The sequence below is a fragment of the Mesorhizobium sp. U510 genome, assembly GCF_059180695.1.
Genome location: NZ_CP180532.1, coordinates 875,523 through 892,680, shown reverse-complemented (window position 1 = coordinate 892,680; position 17,158 = coordinate 875,523). Strand labels below are relative to the sequence as shown.

Genomic DNA, 17,158 nt, shown 5'->3' with positions numbered 1-17,158 from the left:
GGTGCCATGGGGGATGAGCAGCTGCCGCTTGGAATTTCATTCCTCGTCTGGCCGGCTGATTGGCACGTTCTATCTTCTTTCCCGCGACAAACGGCTGGAAAAGAGGCTACGCTGCCGCTCTGCCCCCGAGCCGGTTGCTTGATCAGGGAGCTTCGATATGAGCGAGCACGGAAAAGCTGCGCCAGGCAGCCCGGATGGCCAATCCTCGCGCCTGCGGCCGCCTTACAAGTCGGTTCTCGATCTGATCGGCCAGACGCCGGTGGTCGAGCTGACCAAGTTCGACACCGGCAAATGCCGGCTGTTCATCAAACTCGAAAGCCAGAATCCCGGCGGCTCGATCAAGGACCGCATCGCGCTGTCGATGATCGCGGCGGCCGAGAGAGAGGGCAGGCTCAAGCGGGGCGGTACCATCGTCGAGGCGACCGCCGGCAATACCGGCCTCGGCCTTGCCCAGGTCGGCATCCCCAAGGGCTACCGCATCGTGCTGGTCGTGCCCGACAAGATGTCGCGTGAAAAGATCCAGCATCTGCGCGCGCTGGGCGCCGAGGTGCGCATGACGCGCTCGGATGTCGGCAAGGGTCACCCGGAATATTATCAGGACATGGCCGAGAAGATCGCGGCGGAGGTGCCCGGCGCCTTCTATGCCAACCAGTTCGCCAATCCGGCCAACCCGCTGGCGCATGAGACGACCACCGGCCCGGAGATCTTCTCGCAGCTTAACAGTGATGTCGACGCGGTGGTCGTCGGCGTCGGCTCGGGCGGTACGCTGACCGGGCTAGGCCGCTACTTTGCCAAGGTGTCGCCGAAGACCGAGATGGTGCTGGCCGATCCGGTCGGCTCGGTGCTGGCGCCCTTGATCAAGACCGGCAAGATGGAAGAGGCCGGCAGCTGGACGGTGGAGGGCATAGGCGAGGATTTCGTGCCGCCCAATGCCGACCTGTCGCTGGTGAAGAAGGCCTATTCGATATCAGACAAGCAAAGCATGCTGGCGGTGCGCGATCTGTTGTCGCGCGAAGGCATTTTGGCCGGATCGTCCTCGGGCACGCTGTTGTCGGCCGCCTTGCGCTATTGCCGCGAGCAGACGGTGCCGAAACGCGTCGTCACCTTCGTCTGCGACAGCGGCAACAAATACCTATCGAAGGTCTTCGACGATTTCTGGCTGGCCGAGCAAGGGCTGGCCGAGCATGAGCAGCATGGCGATCTGCGCGACCTCGTGATGCGCTCGCACCGCACCGGCGACACGGTCTATGTCGGCCCGGACGAAAGCCTGCTCAACGCCTATGGCCGCATGCGCCGCTCCGATGTCTCGCAGCTGCCGGTTCTGGAAGATGGCAAGCTGATCGGCATCGTCGACGAGAGCGATATTCTGGCGAAAGTCGACGGCCCCTATGACGGCCGCTGGGAGCGCTTCAACGGGCCCGTGCGCACGGCGATGACCTCCAATCTGCACACGCTGCAGGCCAGCCAGACGCTGGATGCACTGCTGCCGGTGTTCGACCGCAACGAGGTCGCCATCATCTTCGACGGCGACGAGTTCGTCGGCCTGATCACCCGCATCGACCTGATCAACCATTTGAGGCGCGCACGATGACCAGCCACACACCACCACCATCGGGCAAGAACCGCCTGGCCTTCTCCACGCGCACCATCCATGGCGGCCAGAGCCATGATCCGCTGACCGGCGCGGTGATGGTGCCGATCTATGCCACCTCGACCTACGGCCAGCAGTCGCCCGGCGTGCACAAGGGGTTCGAGTACGCCCGCAGCCAGAACCCGACGCGCTTTGCCTTCGAGCGCGCGGTGGCCGATCTCGAAAGCGGAACGGCAGCGTTTGCTTTCGCCTCCGGCCTGGCGGCGATCTCGACGGTGCTGGAGCTGCTCGACAGCGGCGCCCATATCGTCGCCACCGACGACATCTATGGCGGGTCCTTCCGGCTGATGGAGCGGGTGCGCAAGCGCTCGGCGGGTCTGCAGGTCTCTTTCGTCGACTTCACCGACCTTGCCGCGGTCGAAGCCGCGATCCGCCCGGAGACGAAGCTGCTGTGGGTCGAGACGCCGACCAACCCGCTGCTGCGCATCGTCGACCTCGAAGGCGTCGCCGCGCTGGCCAAGCGCAAGAGCGTCCTCACCGTCGCCGACAACACCTTCTGCAGCCCCTATATCCAGCGGCCGCTGGAACTCGGCATCGACATCGTCGTGCACTCGACGACAAAGTATCTCAACGGCCATTCCGACATGGTCGGCGGGGTGGCGGTCGTCGGCGACAACAAGGATTTGGCGGCCCAGCTGAAATTCCTGCAGAACGCCATCGGCGCCATATCGGGCCCGTTCGACAGTTTCCTCGCGCTGCGCGGCCTGAAGACGCTGGCGCTCCGGATGGAGCGCCATTCCGACAACGGGCTAAAGATCGCGCAGTGGCTGGAAGCGCGAAAAGATGTGCGCCGCGTGATCTATCCAGGCCTCGCCAGCCACCCGCAGCATTCCATCGCCGTCCAGCAGATGCATGCTTTCGGCGGCATGATATCAGCTGTGCTCGACCGCGATCTCGCCGGAACCAAACGCTTCCTCGAACGCACGCAATTGTTCACGCTGGCCGAAAGCCTCGGCGGCGTGGAGAGCCTGATCGAGCATCCGGCGCTGATGACGCATGGGTCCATTCCCGCCGAGAAGCGCGACGAGATCGGCATTTCGGATTCGCTGGTGAGGCTGTCGGCGGGGATCGAGGATGGCGATGACCTGATCGCCGATCTGGAGCAGGCGCTGGGGGGATAGCGCCAGCGGTTGACGCCAAGCGCCATTCGCCCGAGATGTAGCGGCCATGGCAACGCGCGAACCCGAAAAACCCACCGATCCCCTGACCTTCGCGGTGCTGGTGTTCCCCGGCTTTCCGATGATGGCGTTCAGTTCCGTCATCGAGCCGCTGCGCGCCGCCAATGTTCTGGCGAAGCGGCAATGCTATCGCTGGATCATCGTCGGCGGCACGAAAGGGGCGGTCGAGGCCTCGAACGGCGTCGTCATCCAGCCGGGGTTCTATGCCGAGGATGCGCCGAAGGTCGACCGCATCGTCGTCTGCTCGGGCGGCGATGCCGACCATCTCGTCGCCGAGGACGCGGCAAGCTGGATCCGCCGCAGCCTGCGCAATGGCGCGCATATCGGCGCGGTGGCGGATGCGGCGTTCTTCCTGGCGCGCGCCGGCCTGCTCGACGGCCATGCCTGCACCTTGCACTGGACCAGCCAGGCCGCCTTCACCGAGGCGTTCCCCAACATCGAGCTGCGCCGCGATCTCTATGTCATCGACCGCAAGCGCTTCACCTCGGCCGGCGGCGTCGGTAGTCTCGACATGATGCTGGAGATCATCACCCGCGACTATGGCGCCGAGCTTGCCGCCGGCGTCGCCGAATGGTTCGTGCACAGCCAGCTGCGCTCCAGCGTCGACCGCAAGCTGATGCCGCTGAGGCTGCGCACCGGCGTGCAGAACGAGCTGGTGCTGTCGGCCATCGCCATCATGGAGGACGCGGTCGAGGAGCGGCTCGGCATGGCGGAGCTGACGGCGCGGCTCGGCGTCTCCTCCGACAAGCTCGAACGCAGCTTTCGCTCCGAGCTCGCCATCTCGCCCAATGGCTACTACCGGCGGCTCAGGCTCAAGCGCGCCGCCGACCTCTTGGCGCATTCGACGCTCGCCGTGCGCGACGTGGCGCTCGCCTGCGGCTTTGCCTCGATGTCGAGCTTTGCCCGGGCTTTTCGCGAGGAGCATGGCCATCCGCCGAAGCTGGCGCGACGGCACTAGGGTCAGAACTCAACCCTCTGCTTGTAGCCAACGGGGCGGAGAGGGATGCGCTTAGTTCTCGACGATAAAGGTACCGTCTGTGTCTTGGTAGACGAACAACTCGACGGCGTCGTGTTTTTGGCGGTCGATCGAAATCGCGACGAAGTCATCCCCACCCAAGTGGAGCGTAATCCTTTCATCGGTGGATGTAACGCGTTCGATATACGAACCGCCTGCATTGTCACGCATGTGCAGCGACACTTCTGTATAGACGGTAAGCCCAGTGCCGTCGGAGAAAAGAACGCTGATCCCGAACCCCGGCTCGCTCCTCTCAACGGAGCGGATCGATTTGCCGATCATTCTTTCGCTGAAGGTTTCCACAGCACTCTTCCCATCGGTGCCAATCGTGGCTTCATAGCTCCGTCCGGCCAATTCACATGCAAACAATATCCGCGAATGACGCATGGCCCGCAATGGGCGATTGGCAGTAGTTCAGTCCGCTAGCCCTTGGGGGAGCCACTGCGGCCTCTAGAGCATTTCTATCACTCGGTGATGGCCGTCAGCAAAAGATCGAAGTCGATCGCTCGGTTGATGGGCACTGGGTCTAGGGTGTAGCGGCATCCCGCACAACATATACGGTTTTCCGCACAATGCCTCCGCCACTCCTGCGCCATGGTCTGAGCTCGCAACCGACCCAAGGCCAGACACCCCATGAGCATCGTCGTATTCGACCCCGACAGCACCGAGGACGTCGACTTCAAGGACCGCATGCGCCACCCGGCGGCGGCTGATCCGGCCGGCGGCATGTGGCTGTCCGACACCGAGCCATCCTTCATCGACGCCGATGCCTTGCGCAAAGGCCGGCTGGCCAAATTGAGGGGCTGGATGCGCGACGCCGGCTATGGCGGGGTGGTGCTGTTCGACCCGTACAACCAGCGCTACGCCACCGGCTCGCGCAACATGTTCGGCTACTTCCTGCGCAACTCGACCCGCTATTTCTTTATCCCGACCGAAGGGCCGATCGTGCTGTTCGAGTACCCGCAGAGCTACCATGTCTCGATGGTGCTCGACACGATCGACGAGGCGCGTCCGTCCAAGCTGGTGTGGTCGTCGGTTTCGGGCCGCGACGACGAAACCGCCGGCCCCTTCGCCGACGAGATCGCCGAACTCCTGAAGAAGCATGGCGGGGGTTCGATGAAGCTCGGGCTCGACCGCTGCAGTCATCTGCAGGCGCTCGCCCTGGAAAAGCGCGGCTGCGAGGTCAAGGATTGCCAGGGCGAGATCCTGGCAGTGCGCGCGGTGAAGACCCCGGAGGAGGTCAAATGCCTGCAAGTGTCGATGGCCGGCGCCGAGGCCGCCGTCTATGCGGTGCGTGAGGCGATCAAGCCCGGCGTTTCCGAAAACGATTTGTTCGCCATCATGTATGGCGAGGTCATCCGCCAGGGCGGCGAGTTCATCGAGACGCGGCTGTTGACCTCAGGCCAGCGCACCAATCCCTGGTTCAACGAGGCGAGCGGCCGCAAGATCCGGCCGGGCGAGCTGCTCGCGCTCGATACCGACACGATCGGCTGCTACGGCTATTATTCGGATTTCTCGCGCACCTTCCGCTGCGGGCCGGGCAAGCCGACCGATTACCAGAAGTCGCTCTACCGCATGGCGCACGACCAGGTTCAGCACAACATCTCGATCGTCAAACCCGGCATGGCGTTTCGCGAAATCGCCGAGAAGGCGTGGAAGATCCCGGACCGCTTCGTCGACCAACGGTATACTTCGGTGATGCATGGCGTCGGCATGCATGGCGAGACACCGTTCATCGCGCATGCCATGGATTACGAGACCTATGGCCGCGACGGCCATATCGTGCCAGGCATGGTGGTGAGCGTGGAAAGCTATATTGGCGAAAAGGGCGGCCGCGAGGGCGTCAAGCTGGAGGACGAGATCCTGATCACCGAGACGGGCACGGAGCTTCTGTCGCGCTTTCCCTATGAGGACGAGTTTTTGGCGTGAAGGCTCCCATCTCCATCAAGCGCGGCACGGTGGCCGCCGTGTTCATAGACCTGCAGGAAGAGCACCGGCAGGACAAGCGCTACCTCGTCGAGGGCTTTGCCGGCATCCTCGCCAATGTCCAGCGGCTGCAAGAAGCGGCGCGCGCCAATCACGTGCCGCTCCAGCACTGGGCCTATATCGTCGATCTCGACAAGCAGGACCGGCCCTTTCATCCGCTCGGTGCCGACGGCAAGTCGGCCTTCTCAGACAAGAGCGATCCGCTGACCGAGATCTGCCGTGAGGTAGCGCCGGCCAGGGACGAGGTGCTGCTGATCAAGGCCGAGGCCAGCGCGTTGCGCAGCGGTCCGGCGGCCGATCGGCTCAAGGCCTCCGGCATCGAATGGCTTGTGGTCGCCGGCGTCTGGACCGAAGCCTGCATCGACGCCACCGTAAAGGACGCCGTGGCGAAGGGATTTCGCGTGCTGCTGGTCAAGGATGCCTGCGGCAGCGGCAGCGCGGCCATGCACCAGACCGGCATCCTCAACCTCGCCAACCGGCTCTATGGCGGCGCGGTCACCGACACGGACGGCGCCTGCCGGCTGCTGGCCGGCGAGACCGTCACCGCCTGGCAGGTCGAGGGGTCGGTGCCGCTGCGCTTCACCTTCGACAATGCGGCGGCGCTCTACGCCGATCTATGACGGCAGACCGACACCGCGGCAAATATGAAACACGGCTCGACCCGGCGCTGTGGGCCTATATCGACAGCGTCAACGCCTGGTACCCGCCCGAGGTGATCGGCCTGCCGATCGACAAGCAGCGCGCGGTCTATGACAGGATGTGCCGGGCTTTCCATCAGGGCCGTCCGCCGGGGGTTAAGGCCAGCGATGGCCTGGTCGCCGCTTCGGGCCACGGCATCCCGATCCGCCACTACCAGCCCGCCGGCAAGGCAGCGCGGGCCATGGTGCTCTATTTCCATGGCGGCGGCTTCATCCTCGGCGGGCTCGACAGCCATGACGACATCTGTGCCGAGATCTGCGCCGGCACCGGCTTCGACGTGGTGTCGGTCGACTACCGGCTGGCGCCCGAGCACGTGCACCCCGCCGCCTTCGACGATGCGATGGCCGCCTTCGCATGGGCGGCGACGTCGGGCCTGCCGCTGGTGCTGTGCGGCGAGAGCGCCGGCGGCAATCTCGCAGCGGCCGTGGCGCAGGCGACGCGCCAGCATATCAGGGCCGCGATCGGCCAGGTGCTGATCTATCCCGGCCTCGGCGGCGATGAGGCAGCCGGCTCCTATGTCGAACATGCCGAAGCACCGCTGCTGTCCGTCAGCGATATCGCCTTCTACCGCGACGTCCGTTCGGCCAAGCAACAATCGCCCGACGACCCGACCTTGTCACCGCTGCGCGACAACGATTTTTCGGGCCTGCCGCCAACGGTGATCATCACGACCGAGTGCGACCCGCTATCGTCCGATGGCGAAACCTACCGCGACCGCATCGTTGCGGCCGGCGGCAAGGCATGGTGGCATGAGGAGAAGCGCCTGGTCACAGTTTCCTGCGCGCCCGCACCACGGTGCCGGCCGCGGCGGAGGCGTTCGCGCGCATCATCGCGGCGATTGCATCACTGGGGCGGGGCGAGTGGCCGTATTGAGTGTTTGTCCTACGACGCCGCAACGCTCTTTTCGGAGGAATTGGCTTTCAGCCAGAGCGCCTTTTCGCCGAGTGTCGTGACCATGGCGGCATGCGCTGCGCGCTCGGCTTCGGTCAAGCGCGGCAGCAGCGGCCTCGGGCGCTCGGCGACGATGATCTCGATGTGGCGGACATTCTCGCCCTGCGCCGGCGCGGTGGCGCTGTCGAGGATGAGCGCCGCCTGCTTGCCGCCGATCAGTTCGATATAGACCTCGGCCAGCAATTCGGAATCGAGCAGCGCGCCGTGCTTGGTGCGTTTCGTGTTGTCGATGCCGTAGCGCCGGCAGAGCGCATCGAGCGAATTGGGGCCCATCGGGTGCTTGCGGCGCGCCAGCGCCAGCGTGTCGACGACACGGCCGGGATCGACGACGGGATGGCCGAGCCGGCCGAATTCGACATTGAGGAAGCCGATGTCGAACGTGGCGTTGTGCGCGACCAGCTTGGCGCCGTCGGTGAAGGTCAACCATTCCTCGGCGATGTCGGCAAAGGTCGGCTTGCCCGCGAGATCCGCCGCGCTGATGCCGTGCACGGCCTGCGCCTCCTCATGGATCGCCCGGCCCTGCGGGTTGATATAGTGGTGGAACGTCCTGCCGGTCGGGAAACGATTGACCAGCTCGACGCCGCCCAGCTCGATCACGCGGTCGTCGCGCGAATCAAGGCCGGTGGTTTCCGTATCGAAGATGATCTCGCGCATCGAATCAGTCCGTTCTAAGCAAGCAGAATCATACAGCGGAACAAAATGGCAATGGCAATGCCTGTTTTCTCTTCTCCCCTTGTGGGAGAAGGAAAGCGTCAGCGACCAGACCCCCCGGAGAGCTCGGCGATAATGGCGGCAACGGCGGCACGCGCCGCCTCCAATCCTTGGCCGGTGTCGATGACGAAATCCGCCAGCCTGCGCTTCTCCGCATCCGGCACCTGCTTGGCCAGGATCGCCGCCAGTTTTTCTTCCGTCATGCCCGGCCGGGCCAGCACGCGCTGGCGCTGGATTTCGGTGGGCGCCGTGACGACGACGACCTTGTCGACGCGGCCACGGCCGCCGGTTTCGAAGAGCAGCGGAATATCGAGCACGGCGATCGATTCGCCGGCGTTACGATGCATGGCCAAGAAGGCGTCGGCATCGGCGCGCACCAGCGGATGGATGATCGCTTCCAGCCGCTTCAGCGCGGCGGCATCGCCAAGCACGCGCGCGCTAAGTTTTGCGCGATCGACCACACCATCGACAACCGTTCCGGGAAAAGCGGCCTCGACCAAAGGCGCCGCCGCACCGGAATAGAGGCGATGCACCGCCTCGTCGGAATCATGGACCGGCACGCCCGCCTCGGCGAACATTTTCGCCGTCGTCGACTTGCCCATGCCGATCGAGCCGGTGAGGCCGAGCACGATCATGGTTTCGGCACCAGATCGGCAACGATGAGTGCGCGAAGCTCCGCCGTGACCTGCGGCCTGATGCCGAACCAATGTTCGAAGCCGGGCACGGCCTGGTTGAGCAGCATGCCGAGGCCGTCGACCGTCTTCAGCCCCCTGGCGCGCGCGGCGGCGAGCAGGGGGGTTTCGAGCGGCACATAGACAAGGTCGGTGACGATGGCGTGGTCCGGCAGCAAGGCCGGATCGGCGGCGAGGCCTTCATTGCCGACCATGCCGAGTGCCGTGGTGTTGACCAGCAGGCCGGCGTCGGCCAGCAATTCGTGGGTCTCCGCCGTGCCATGCGCCGAAACGCCGGCGCCGAAACGATCCCGCAATTCCTGCGCCCGGGCGAGCGTGCGGTTGACGATTCTGATATCGCCGACGCCACGCTGCTTCAGTGCCTGGATGACGGCGCGGGACGCGCCGCCGGCGCCGAGCACGACCGCGGGGCCGGTGTTCGCCCAGCCCGGCGCGTAATCATCGAGGTTGGCGGCAAAGCCGTGGCCGTCGGTGTTGCCGCCCCACAGGAGACCGTCCTCGAACCACAGCGTGTTGACGGCGCCGATCTCCTCGGCCGCCTGGTCGCGGCGGTGGACAAGAGCGAAAGCGGCTTCCTTGTGCGGAATGGTGACATTGCCGCCGCGAAACCCGTTTGCCCGCAAAGCCGCGATGAATTCGGCAAAATCCTGCGGCGCCACGTCGATCGCCTCATAACTGCCGTCGATGCCGTGCTGGGCCAGCCAGTGGCCATGGATCTTCGGCGAGCGCGAGTGCTTGATCGGATGGCCGGTGACAAAAGCCTTCTTCGTTGCCTCAGCCATCGATGGCCCCCAGCGTGCGCAGTTCGGCCAGCAGCGGCAAAAGCGGCAGGCCGACAATCGTAAAATGATCGCCCTCGATCTTCTCGAAGAGCTGGATGCCTTCGCCCTCGACCTGGTAGGCGCCGACGCTGGCCAGCGCCCTGGGGCCGACACGGGCGAGATGGCGGCCGATGAAGCCGGGGTCGAGCTTGCGCATGGTCATGCCGGCGATGCCGACATGGCGCCATAGCACCTTGCCGTCGCGCACCAGAACGGCGGCGCTGTTGAGCTGGTGGGTCTTGCCCGACAACGCCAGGAGATGGCGGCGCGCGCCTTCCATGTCGGCCGGCTTGTGGAACACTTCGTCACCCAAAGACAAAGTCTGGTCGCAGCCGAGCACCAGCGCGCCGGGCCGGCGTTCGCTGACCTCGGTGGCCTTGGCCTCGGCCAGAACCAGGGCGACATCCTCGGGCGAAACGCCGCTATCCTGCAGCGGCGCCTCGAGCGCGCGCTCATCGACATCGGCCGGCACGGCCTCGACATCGAGCCCGGCATTGAGAAGCATCGCCTTGCGGAACGGACTGCCGGAGGCGAGGATGATTTTTTCGGTCATTTTTCACTCAGGCGCAGGTACAGGCGCGGTTGGGATATGAGCTTCAATCTGCAACGTTGGCGCCCCCCTCACCTGCCCTGCCGGACATATAGAGACGGGGAGAAAGAAAGGGGCAGCTTCAGCGCAGGCGCTCTTCTTCGGCTACGCTGGTGATTGGCGAAACCTTCTACGACAGCGCCCCTGTCCCCGTCACTATACCGGGGAGAGGATGCCGGCAGGCAGGTGAGGGGCGGCGCCGAGTTTCCGCTAAGAGGTCTCGGAAAACGCACTCCTCGTTCAATTATCTGTTCTTCCCCCGCAGGGCAACGATCGCCGCCGCCGTTTCCTCGATCGAGCGGCGGCTGACGTCGATCATCGGCCAGCCATGGCGCGTGCAGATCTGGCGGGCATAGGCGAGCTCCTCGTTGATGGCGGCGCGGTCGACATAGTCGGTCGGCACATAGGAACTGCTGTTGCCGAGGATGCGGTTCTGGCGGACATGCGAGATGCGCTCGGCGGTGGCGATCAGCCCGACGATCAGCGGCTTGGAGGCGCTGACCAGGCTTTCGGGCACCGGCACGCCGAGCACGATCGGGATGTTGGCGGTCTTGATGCCGCGATTGGCGAGATAGATGCTGGTCGGCGTCTTCGACGTCCGCGAAATGCCGATCAGCACGACATCGGCATCGTCCATATTCGCCGGCAGCTGGCCGTCATCATGGTCCATGGTGAAGTTCAGCGCATCGATGCGGCGGAAATATTCGGCGTCGAGAACGTGCTGGGCGCCGACACGGCGGCCGGCCGGCGTGCCGAGATAGGACTGGAAGACGGTGAGCACCGGCTCCAGCACCGACACGCAGGGCAGGCCCATTGTGGCGCAGCGTTCGTCAATGCCGCGCGCCAGCTTCTGGTCGACGACCGTATAGAGGATGATGCCCGGCTCCTCCTCTATGTCCTCGAACACCTTGGCCACCTGCTTTTCGGTACGGATGAGCGGGTAGATGTGCTCGATCGCCCGTGCATCCTTGTATTGCGCCGAAGCCGCCCGCCCGGCGGCGAGCAGCGTTTCGCCGGTCGCGTCGGAAATCAGGTGCAGGTGAAAGAAGCTCTGGGGTTTGTTCACAGGGATCACCTGGGGCTGTGGGCGGATGTGGATAAAGCGGGACAGAAAGAGGCGCCGTTCGGAGGCGACTGTATCAGATGGCAGTTTGTCCACAATTCGCTGTGCTGTCAGCTTGGTCGGGCGGCTGGGGACAAGTCTGGGGACGGCCGCCTTTGCCTTTCAGCCGTCCACAGGGCGGGATTCTTCCTCGGTTTGCTAAAGCTTTGACTCCGATGACGGATTCCTGACTATCCCCAGAACCCTGCAGCCGGGAGAGGGAAGCGCGCGACAATATGCTTGCTGGCTTTTTGGCTGGCGAAGCGGGACAGGTGACAACCACCACAACCAACAGACTCTTAGAATCAGAAGAATCTTAGATATAAGAATCTTTGATTATAGGAAGGCTGGGAGAGGGTAAGCGCTCAATGCCCAAAAGCCGGATCATGCTGGACGTCCTGAAGGGTGAGGCGCACTTTCCGCCTCCGCTCTGGATGATGCGTCAGGCCGGACGCTATCTGCCGGAATATCGTGAAACACGCAGGCGCGCAGGTTCGTTCCTCGATCTCTGCTACGATCCCGACCTTGCGGTGGAAGTGACCTTGCAGCCGATAGAGCGCTTCGGCTTCGACGCCTCGATCCTGTTCTCCGACATCCTTGTCGTTCCGCATGCGCTCGGCCGCGACGTTCGCTTCGAAGAGGGAAGAGGCCCGCTTTTGACGCCGATCTCCGTGGCCGAGATCATGGCTCTGGAAAGCGATGTGTTTCACGTGAATCTCGAACCGGTCTACGAGACGGTTCGCCGGTTGCGGGCAAAACTGCCTGACGAGACCACGCTGATCGGCTTCTGCGGCGCGCCCTGGACGGTGGCGACCTATATGATCGCCGGCCATGGAACGCCCGATCAGGCGCCGGCACGGCTGTTTGCCTATCGCGAGCCGGCGGCGTTTCAACATCTCCTGAAGGTGCTTGCCGACCAGTCGGCGGCCTATCTGATCCGGCAGATCGAAGCCGGCGCGGATGTGGTGCAGATTTTCGATTCCTGGTCCGGCGTGCTCGACGATGCGACGTTCGACCAGTTTTGCGTTTGGCCGGTGGCCGAGATGGTTCGCCAGGTTCGCGCCGTTCATCCCGATGTGCCGATCATCGGTTTTCCCAAGGGCGCCGGCGCGCGCTACCGGACCTATCGCCAGAAGACCGGCGTGACGGGGCTGGGGATCGACTGGACGGTGCCGCTGGCGGCGGCGAAGGATCTGCAGCGTTCGGGTGCGGTCCAGGGCAATCTCGATCCCTTGAGGCTCGTGGCCGGCGGCAAGGCGCTGTCGGATGGCGTTGAGGCGATCCTGAAGGCGCTGGGAGACGGGCCGCTGATCTTCAATCTCGGCCACGGCATCACGCCGGAAACGCCGATCGCACATGTCGAGGCGATGGTGAAGCAGGTGAGGAGCGCGACACGCTGATGGCTGAGATGAACAACACCAACAGCACCGGACAGGCGATGATGCGCATGGTCGTCAGCATCGCTGTGCTGATCGTGCTGACGGCGCTTCTGTTTTTCGTCGCGCCCGAAAGTTTCTATCCCTGGGCAAAGGCGATCCATATCCTTGCCGTCATTTCGTGGATGGCCGGCATGCTCTATCTGCCGCGGCTGTTCGTCTACCACGTCGATGCCGAGAAGGGCTCGGTGCAGTCGGAGACCTTCAAGGTGATGGAGCGGCGCCTGCTGCGCGGCATCATCAATCCGGCGATGATCGTCACCTGGGTGTTCGGCCTGTGGCTCGCCTGGAAAGTCTTCGGATTCCAGGGCGGCTGGCTGCACGCCAAGATCGGTTTGGTGTTGTTGATGTCCGCCGTTCACGGCTATCTGGCCGGCGCGGTGCGCAAATTCGCCGAGGATCGCAACGAAAAACCGGCGAGGCACTGGCGGATCGTCAATGAGATCCCCACATTGCTGATGATCGCCATCGTGATCCTGGTTGTCGTCAAGCCGTTCTGAGGCCGATCAGGCCGTTTAAAACGCGGCTTGCTCTTTCATCCGACCGACGATAAAAGACGGGTCTTCCTTCCCGTCATGCGCCGCCCCTCATTGTTTTCGGCCGCGCCCGGCATTTGTCGCATCCCGCCGATATTTTTCTCCCAAAGCTCACCCAGAGTCCGTCTATGCAAGAAATGAAACTTACCGAATTCAAGAACAAGAAGCCGCCAGAGCTGATCGCTTATGCCGAATCGCTCGAGGTCGAGAACGCCAGCGTCATGCGCAAACAGGAGCTGATGTTCGCGATCCTGAAGAAGCTGGCCGCCCAGGACGTCGAGATCATCGGCGACGGCGTGGTCGAAGTGCTTCAGGACGGGTTCGGCTTCCTGCGCTCGGCCAACGCCAACTATCTGCCAGGTCCCGACGACATCTACATCTCGCCGTCGCAGATCCGGCGCTTTTCGCTGAAGACCGGCGACACGGTCGAAGGACCGATCCGCAGCCCGAAAGAGGGCGAGCGCTATTTCGCGCTGCTCAAGGTCAACACCATCAATTTCGACGATCCCGAAAAGATCCGCCACAAGATCCACTTCGACAATCTGACGCCGCTCTATCCGACCTCGCGGCTGAAGATGGAAATGGAGGTTCCGACCTCCAAGGACATCTCGCCGCGCGTCATCGACCTGGTGGCGCCGCTCGGCAAGGGCCAGCGCGCTTTGATCGTCGCGCAGCCGCGCACCGGCAAGACGGTGCTGCTGCAGAACATCGCCCATTCCATCACCACCAATCACCCGGAATGCTATCTGATCGTGCTTCTGATCGACGAGCGGCCGGAAGAAGTGACCGACATGCAGCGCTCGGTGAAGGGCGAGGTCGTCTCCTCGACCTTCGACGAACCGGCGGTGCGCCACGTCCAGGTCGCCGAAATGGTGATCGAAAAGGCCAAGCGCCTGGTCGAACATGGCCGCGACGTCGTCATCCTGCTCGATTCCATCACCCGCCTCGGTCGCGCCTACAACACCGTCGTGCCGTCATCCGGCAAGGTGCTGACCGGCGGTGTCGACGCCAACGCGCTGCAGCGCCCGAAGCGCTTCTTCGGCGCCGCCCGTAACATCGAGGAAGGCGGTTCGCTGACCATCATCGCCACCGCGCTGATCGATACCGGCAGCCGCATGGACGAAGTCATCTTCGAAGAGTTCAAGGGCACCGGCAATTCGGAAATCGTGCTCGACCGCAAGGTCGCCGACAAGCGCATCTATCCGGCCATGGACATCCTGAAGTCCGGTACCCGCAAGGAAGACCTGCTGGTGCCGCGTCAGGACCTGCAGAAGATCTTCGTGCTGCGCCGCATCCTGGCGCCGATGGGAACCACCGACGCGATCGAGTTCCTCATCGACAAGCTGAAGCAGACCAAGACCAATGCGGATTTCTTCGATTCGATGAATACGTAAGGGCCGGTCCGAAGCTTCCGGACCTGTATCGAGCCCCATTCCAGGAAACTGGGATGGGGTTTTTCTTTGCTGGGTTAGGTCGGCGGGCCTCGCGGCAAATCGCATAAGTCGGCGCCGCCCCTCATTGCCCTGCCGGGCATTTCTCCCCGTAAACGGGGAGAAAGAGGCTGGAACCAGCGCCGGCGCCTTCCTCCGGAGCGCTGACAATTGGCGAAAGCAGCGACAACAGCGTCCCTCGCCCCGTTTACGGGGAGAGGATGCCGGCAGGCAGGTGAGGGGCAGCGCTGACGTTGAAATTTGGGGGCACGGAGCAGTCAGCTAGGTCTCCGGCTCCGCCTATCGACGGCTCAACAACCGCTCCAACTCCTCAGCACTTGTCACCACCGGCAAACAAACCTGCCCTGTACAAAGCCAGGCACCCGGCCTGTCGGTCGGCGGCAGAATCCCGCCCGGCAGCGAGGGTCGATTCGTTTCCGAACCAATCGCGGCAATGATGTCGACGCGGCGCGGGTCGGGGCATCGATTCGCGACCGGAACAAGCTTTGGATCTTCTGGATTGTCGACGATGACCAGTTTCAAAGGCTCGATGGCAAGCGCGCAGGCATTGACGATGCCGGCCTGGCCATAGGCCTGTTGCGTTGCGCGGCCGGCGGCGTGCTCTGCGATCTTCCAGGCTTTGCCCCCGAGATCGAGATCGCCGGTCACGGAGGCGAGCCGCACAAGTGCCGCGATGATTTGACTGGTGGCTGACGAAATCGCCTCGTCGACATCGCCCCTGATGCGGATCGGCACGTCGGTGCTGTCCCAGGCGGTCAGATAATAACCTGTGCCGGCTTCGTCGGCATGCCAATGGTCGAGCTGCTCGATGAACTGTTTCGCCCGGTCGACGTAGCTCCAATGGCCAGACGCCTCGAACAGCGAAATCCCCGCATTGGCCATGGCGGCATAGTCGCTCGACAGAGCGGGAAACAGTTTCCTGGCGCCAAGCATGGAATGCGGCAAGCGGCCGTAGCGGCTGGCGCCGGAGATATGGGCAAAGGCCTTGGCCGCGGCCTCGATCCAGTCGGGCCGGCCCAGCGAGCGACCGGCCTCGGCGAGTGCCGCAATCATCAGGCCGTTCCAGTCCGTGAGGGTCTTGGCATCTAGGCCTGGCCGGACGCGTTCCTCCCGCACGGCGAGAAGCCTGGCTTTGAGCGGAATGAGTTTTTCGCGATCGGCGACGCTTTGGGCTTGCTGGGCGCTGGAATGGTGGACGATAGGCTTGCCTTCCCAGCCATGCGGGCTGGAAATCGTGAAGTACTTGAAAAATAAGGCTGAATCGTCACCAAGGACGGCTTCTATCTCTTCCCGGCTCCAGGTGTAGAACAGCCCTTCCTCGCCATCGCTGTCCGCATCGAGACTGGCGGCGAAGGCGCCGCCTTCGACGCGCATTTCACGCAGCAGCCAGTCGACGGTCTCTTCGATTCGTATCCGGAACAAATGATTGCCGCTTGCCGAAAACGCCCAGTTGCAGAAGCGGATCAGCTCCGCATTGTCGTACAGCATCTTTTCGAAATGCGGCACCAGCCATTCCGCATCGGTGGAGTAGCGGCTGAGCCCGCCACCAATATGGTCATAGATGCCGCCGGCCAGAATCCGTTCCAGGCTGACCAGCACGTCATCGCGATGCGCGGCGTTGCCATCGCGCAGCCAGGACAGCCACAGGGTGAGCATGAATGGCGCGTTGGGGAATTTCGGCGCGCCGCGCAGGCCGCCAAGCTCGCGGTCGATCATGCCGTCGATGCGGCCGGCGAAGTCGGTGAGCGTGCCGCGGTCGAGGCTCTGCTTGCCATGCGTGCCGGAAAGCCGCGCCTCGACATGGGAGGTCAGCCCGTCGGCGCTCTGGTGCAGGCTGTCGCGCTTCTCGCGCCAGGCCTTGTCGACCGCTTCCATGACCTGGATGAAGCCCGGGCGGCCATAGCGCGCCTCGCGCGGAAAATAGGTGCCGCCCCAGAATGGCTTGCCTTCCGGCGTCAGGAACATGGTCAGCGGCCAGCCGCCTTGCTCGCCCATCGAGGACAGCGCGGCCATGTAGATCTGGTCGATGTCGGGACGCTCCTCGCGGTCGACCTTGATATTGACGAACAGACGGTTCATGACGGCGGCGACGCCGTCATTCTCGAAGCTTTCATGCGCCATGACATGGCACCAGTGGCAGGCGGCATAGCCGACGGAGAGCAGGATCGGGCGATCGAGCGTCCTTGCTTCTTCGAGCGATGCCGGCGACCAGGCCCGCCAATGGACGGGATTGGCGCTGTGCTGCTGCAGATAGGGGCTGGCCTCTTCGGCAAGCAGGTTTTGCGCGGGCAATGTCACATGGGCACTCGGGTTGTTTGAAGGCGCGAGGCTAGGGCGGTT

Annotated in this window: 15 protein-coding genes and 1 pseudogene; 9 read left to right on the top strand and 7 right to left on the bottom strand. The window is 63.8% G+C overall.

Translation table 11 applies throughout. The annotated features are described in order from the left end of the window. Nucleotides 1–157 precede the first annotated feature (157 nt). The 3 genes from ACLGL5_RS06330 to ACLGL5_RS06320 are packed head-to-tail and all read left to right on the top strand — an operon-like array spanning nt 158 to nt 3,787. Nucleotides 158–1,591 carry a pyridoxal-phosphate dependent enzyme gene (locus ACLGL5_RS06330; RefSeq protein WP_019862192.1) on the top strand — a complete coding sequence of 478 codons (1,434 nt, stop codon included), beginning with the start codon at nt 158–160 and terminating at the stop codon, nt 1,589–1,591. Further along, complete coding sequence (locus ACLGL5_RS06325) at nt 1,588–2,772, top strand: trans-sulfuration enzyme family protein (RefSeq protein ID WP_069090588.1); 1,185 nt, start codon at nt 1,588–1,590, stop codon at nt 2,770–2,772. Before ACLGL5_RS06330 ends, ACLGL5_RS06325 begins: the two co-directional genes overlap by 4 nt. Nucleotides 2,773–2,818: 46 nt before the next feature. Next, nucleotides 2,819–3,787 carry a GlxA family transcriptional regulator gene (locus ACLGL5_RS06320; protein ID WP_069090587.1) on the top strand — a complete coding sequence of 323 codons (969 nt, stop codon included), beginning with the start codon at nt 2,819–2,821 and terminating at the stop codon, nt 3,785–3,787. A gap of 51 nt (nt 3,788–3,838) precedes the next feature. Here ACLGL5_RS06320 and ACLGL5_RS06315 read toward each other — a convergent pair whose 3' ends face one another. Beyond that, nucleotides 3,839–4,147 (bottom strand): hypothetical protein, encoded by a 309-nt coding sequence (locus tag ACLGL5_RS06315; RefSeq protein WP_069090586.1) that lies wholly within the window; start codon nt 4,145–4,147, stop codon nt 3,839–3,841. A 330-nt stretch (nt 4,148–4,477) separates the two neighbouring features. Between ACLGL5_RS06315 and ACLGL5_RS06310 the strand changes: the two genes are divergently transcribed. The 3 genes and pseudogenes from ACLGL5_RS06310 (at nt 4,478) to ACLGL5_RS06300 (ending at nt 7,402) form a co-directional block, all read left to right on the top strand. Next, nucleotides 4,478–5,773 carry a M24 family metallopeptidase gene (locus ACLGL5_RS06310; RefSeq protein ID WP_069090585.1) on the top strand — a complete coding sequence of 432 codons (1,296 nt, stop codon included), beginning with the start codon at nt 4,478–4,480 and terminating at the stop codon, nt 5,771–5,773. Continuing rightward, nucleotides 5,770–6,450 (top strand): isochorismatase family protein, encoded by a 681-nt coding sequence (locus tag ACLGL5_RS06305; protein ID WP_064982236.1) that lies wholly within the window; start codon nt 5,770–5,772, stop codon nt 6,448–6,450. The genes ACLGL5_RS06310 and ACLGL5_RS06305 overlap by 4 nt, the downstream gene beginning before the upstream one ends. Then, a pseudogene (locus ACLGL5_RS06300) lies at nt 6,447–7,402 on the top strand (alpha/beta hydrolase). Before ACLGL5_RS06305 ends, ACLGL5_RS06300 begins: the two are co-directional and overlap by 4 nt. Nucleotides 7,403–7,411: 9 nt before the next feature. Here ACLGL5_RS06300 and dnaQ read toward each other — a convergent pair. The 5 genes from dnaQ to ACLGL5_RS06275 all read right to left on the bottom strand — a co-directional run bounded on the left by dnaQ (nt 7,412) and on the right by ACLGL5_RS06275 (nt 11,452). After that, nucleotides 7,412–8,134 (bottom strand): DNA polymerase III subunit epsilon, encoded by a 723-nt coding sequence (gene dnaQ / locus ACLGL5_RS06295; protein ID WP_069090584.1) that lies wholly within the window; start codon nt 8,132–8,134, stop codon nt 7,412–7,414. A gap of 98 nt (nt 8,135–8,232) precedes the next feature. Further along, a complete protein-coding gene (gene coaE / locus ACLGL5_RS06290; protein WP_069090583.1) occupies nt 8,233–8,826 on the bottom strand; it encodes a dephospho-CoA kinase in 594 nt (197 codons plus the stop codon). Next, nucleotides 8,823–9,665, bottom strand: a complete 843-nt coding sequence (locus tag ACLGL5_RS06285; RefSeq protein WP_069090582.1) for a shikimate dehydrogenase — start codon at nt 9,663–9,665, stop codon at nt 8,823–8,825. The genes coaE and ACLGL5_RS06285 overlap by 4 nt, the downstream gene beginning before the upstream one ends. Then, entirely contained in the window at nt 9,658–10,257 is a 600-nt protein-coding gene (locus ACLGL5_RS06280; protein ID WP_069090581.1) for a Maf-like protein, read from the bottom strand. The genes ACLGL5_RS06285 and ACLGL5_RS06280 overlap by 8 nt, the downstream gene beginning before the upstream one ends. A 280-nt stretch (nt 10,258–10,537) precedes the next feature. Next, nucleotides 10,538–11,452, bottom strand: a complete 915-nt coding sequence (locus ACLGL5_RS06275) for a pyruvate, water dikinase regulatory protein (protein ID WP_494372887.1) — start codon at nt 11,450–11,452, stop codon at nt 10,538–10,540. Between the two features lie 311 nt (nt 11,453–11,763). Here ACLGL5_RS06275 and hemE point away from each other — a divergent pair, with 311 nt between their 5' ends. From hemE to rho, 3 genes are all read left to right on the top strand, one after another. Then, nucleotides 11,764–12,795: a uroporphyrinogen decarboxylase gene (gene hemE, locus ACLGL5_RS06270; protein ID WP_069090580.1), complete on the top strand. Its 1,032-nt coding sequence runs from the start codon at nt 11,764–11,766 to the stop codon at nt 12,793–12,795. After that, a complete protein-coding gene (gene hemJ, locus ACLGL5_RS06265; RefSeq protein WP_069090579.1) occupies nt 12,795–13,331 on the top strand; it encodes a protoporphyrinogen oxidase HemJ in 537 nt (178 codons plus the stop codon). Before hemE ends, hemJ begins: the two co-directional genes overlap by 1 nt. Nucleotides 13,332–13,495: 164 nt before the next feature. After that, a complete protein-coding gene (gene rho / locus ACLGL5_RS06260; protein WP_019862177.1) occupies nt 13,496–14,761 on the top strand; it encodes a transcription termination factor Rho in 1,266 nt (421 codons plus the stop codon). Between the two features lie 336 nt (nt 14,762–15,097). Here the strand turns inward: rho and ACLGL5_RS06255 are convergent, their stop codons facing one another. After that, nucleotides 15,098–17,116: a thioredoxin domain-containing protein gene (locus ACLGL5_RS06255; protein ID WP_069090578.1), complete on the bottom strand. Its 2,019-nt coding sequence runs from the start codon at nt 17,114–17,116 to the stop codon at nt 15,098–15,100. Between the last annotated feature and the right edge of the window lie 42 nt (nt 17,117–17,158).

What these genes read in the sequence shown, in the direction of transcription:
- ACLGL5_RS06320 (WP_069090587.1), top strand. Translation starts at nt 2,819, where the DNA reads ATGGCAACGCGCGAACCCGAAAAACCCACCGATCCCCTGACCTTCGCG.
- ACLGL5_RS06310 (WP_069090585.1), top strand. Translation starts at nt 4,478, where the DNA reads ATGAGCATCGTCGTATTCGACCCCGACAGCACCGAGGACGTCGACTTC.
- ACLGL5_RS06285 (WP_069090582.1), bottom strand. Translation starts at nt 9,665, where the DNA reads ATGGCTGAGGCAACGAAGAAGGCTTTTGTCACCGGCCATCCGATCAAG.
- ACLGL5_RS06325 (WP_069090588.1), top strand. Translation starts at nt 1,588, where the DNA reads ATGACCAGCCACACACCACCACCATCGGGCAAGAACCGCCTGGCCTTC.
- rho (WP_019862177.1), top strand. Translation starts at nt 13,496, where the DNA reads ATGCAAGAAATGAAACTTACCGAATTCAAGAACAAGAAGCCGCCAGAG.
- coaE (WP_069090583.1), bottom strand. Translation starts at nt 8,826, where the DNA reads ATGATCGTGCTCGGCCTCACCGGCTCGATCGGCATGGGCAAGTCGACG.
- hemJ (WP_069090579.1), top strand. Translation starts at nt 12,795, where the DNA reads ATGGCTGAGATGAACAACACCAACAGCACCGGACAGGCGATGATGCGC.
- hemE (WP_069090580.1), top strand. Translation starts at nt 11,764, where the DNA reads ATGCCCAAAAGCCGGATCATGCTGGACGTCCTGAAGGGTGAGGCGCAC.
- ACLGL5_RS06280 (WP_069090581.1), bottom strand. Translation starts at nt 10,257, where the DNA reads ATGACCGAAAAAATCATCCTCGCCTCCGGCAGTCCGTTCCGCAAGGCG.
- ACLGL5_RS06330 (WP_019862192.1), top strand. Translation starts at nt 158, where the DNA reads ATGAGCGAGCACGGAAAAGCTGCGCCAGGCAGCCCGGATGGCCAATCC.
- dnaQ (WP_069090584.1), bottom strand. Translation starts at nt 8,134, where the DNA reads ATGCGCGAGATCATCTTCGATACGGAAACCACCGGCCTTGATTCGCGC.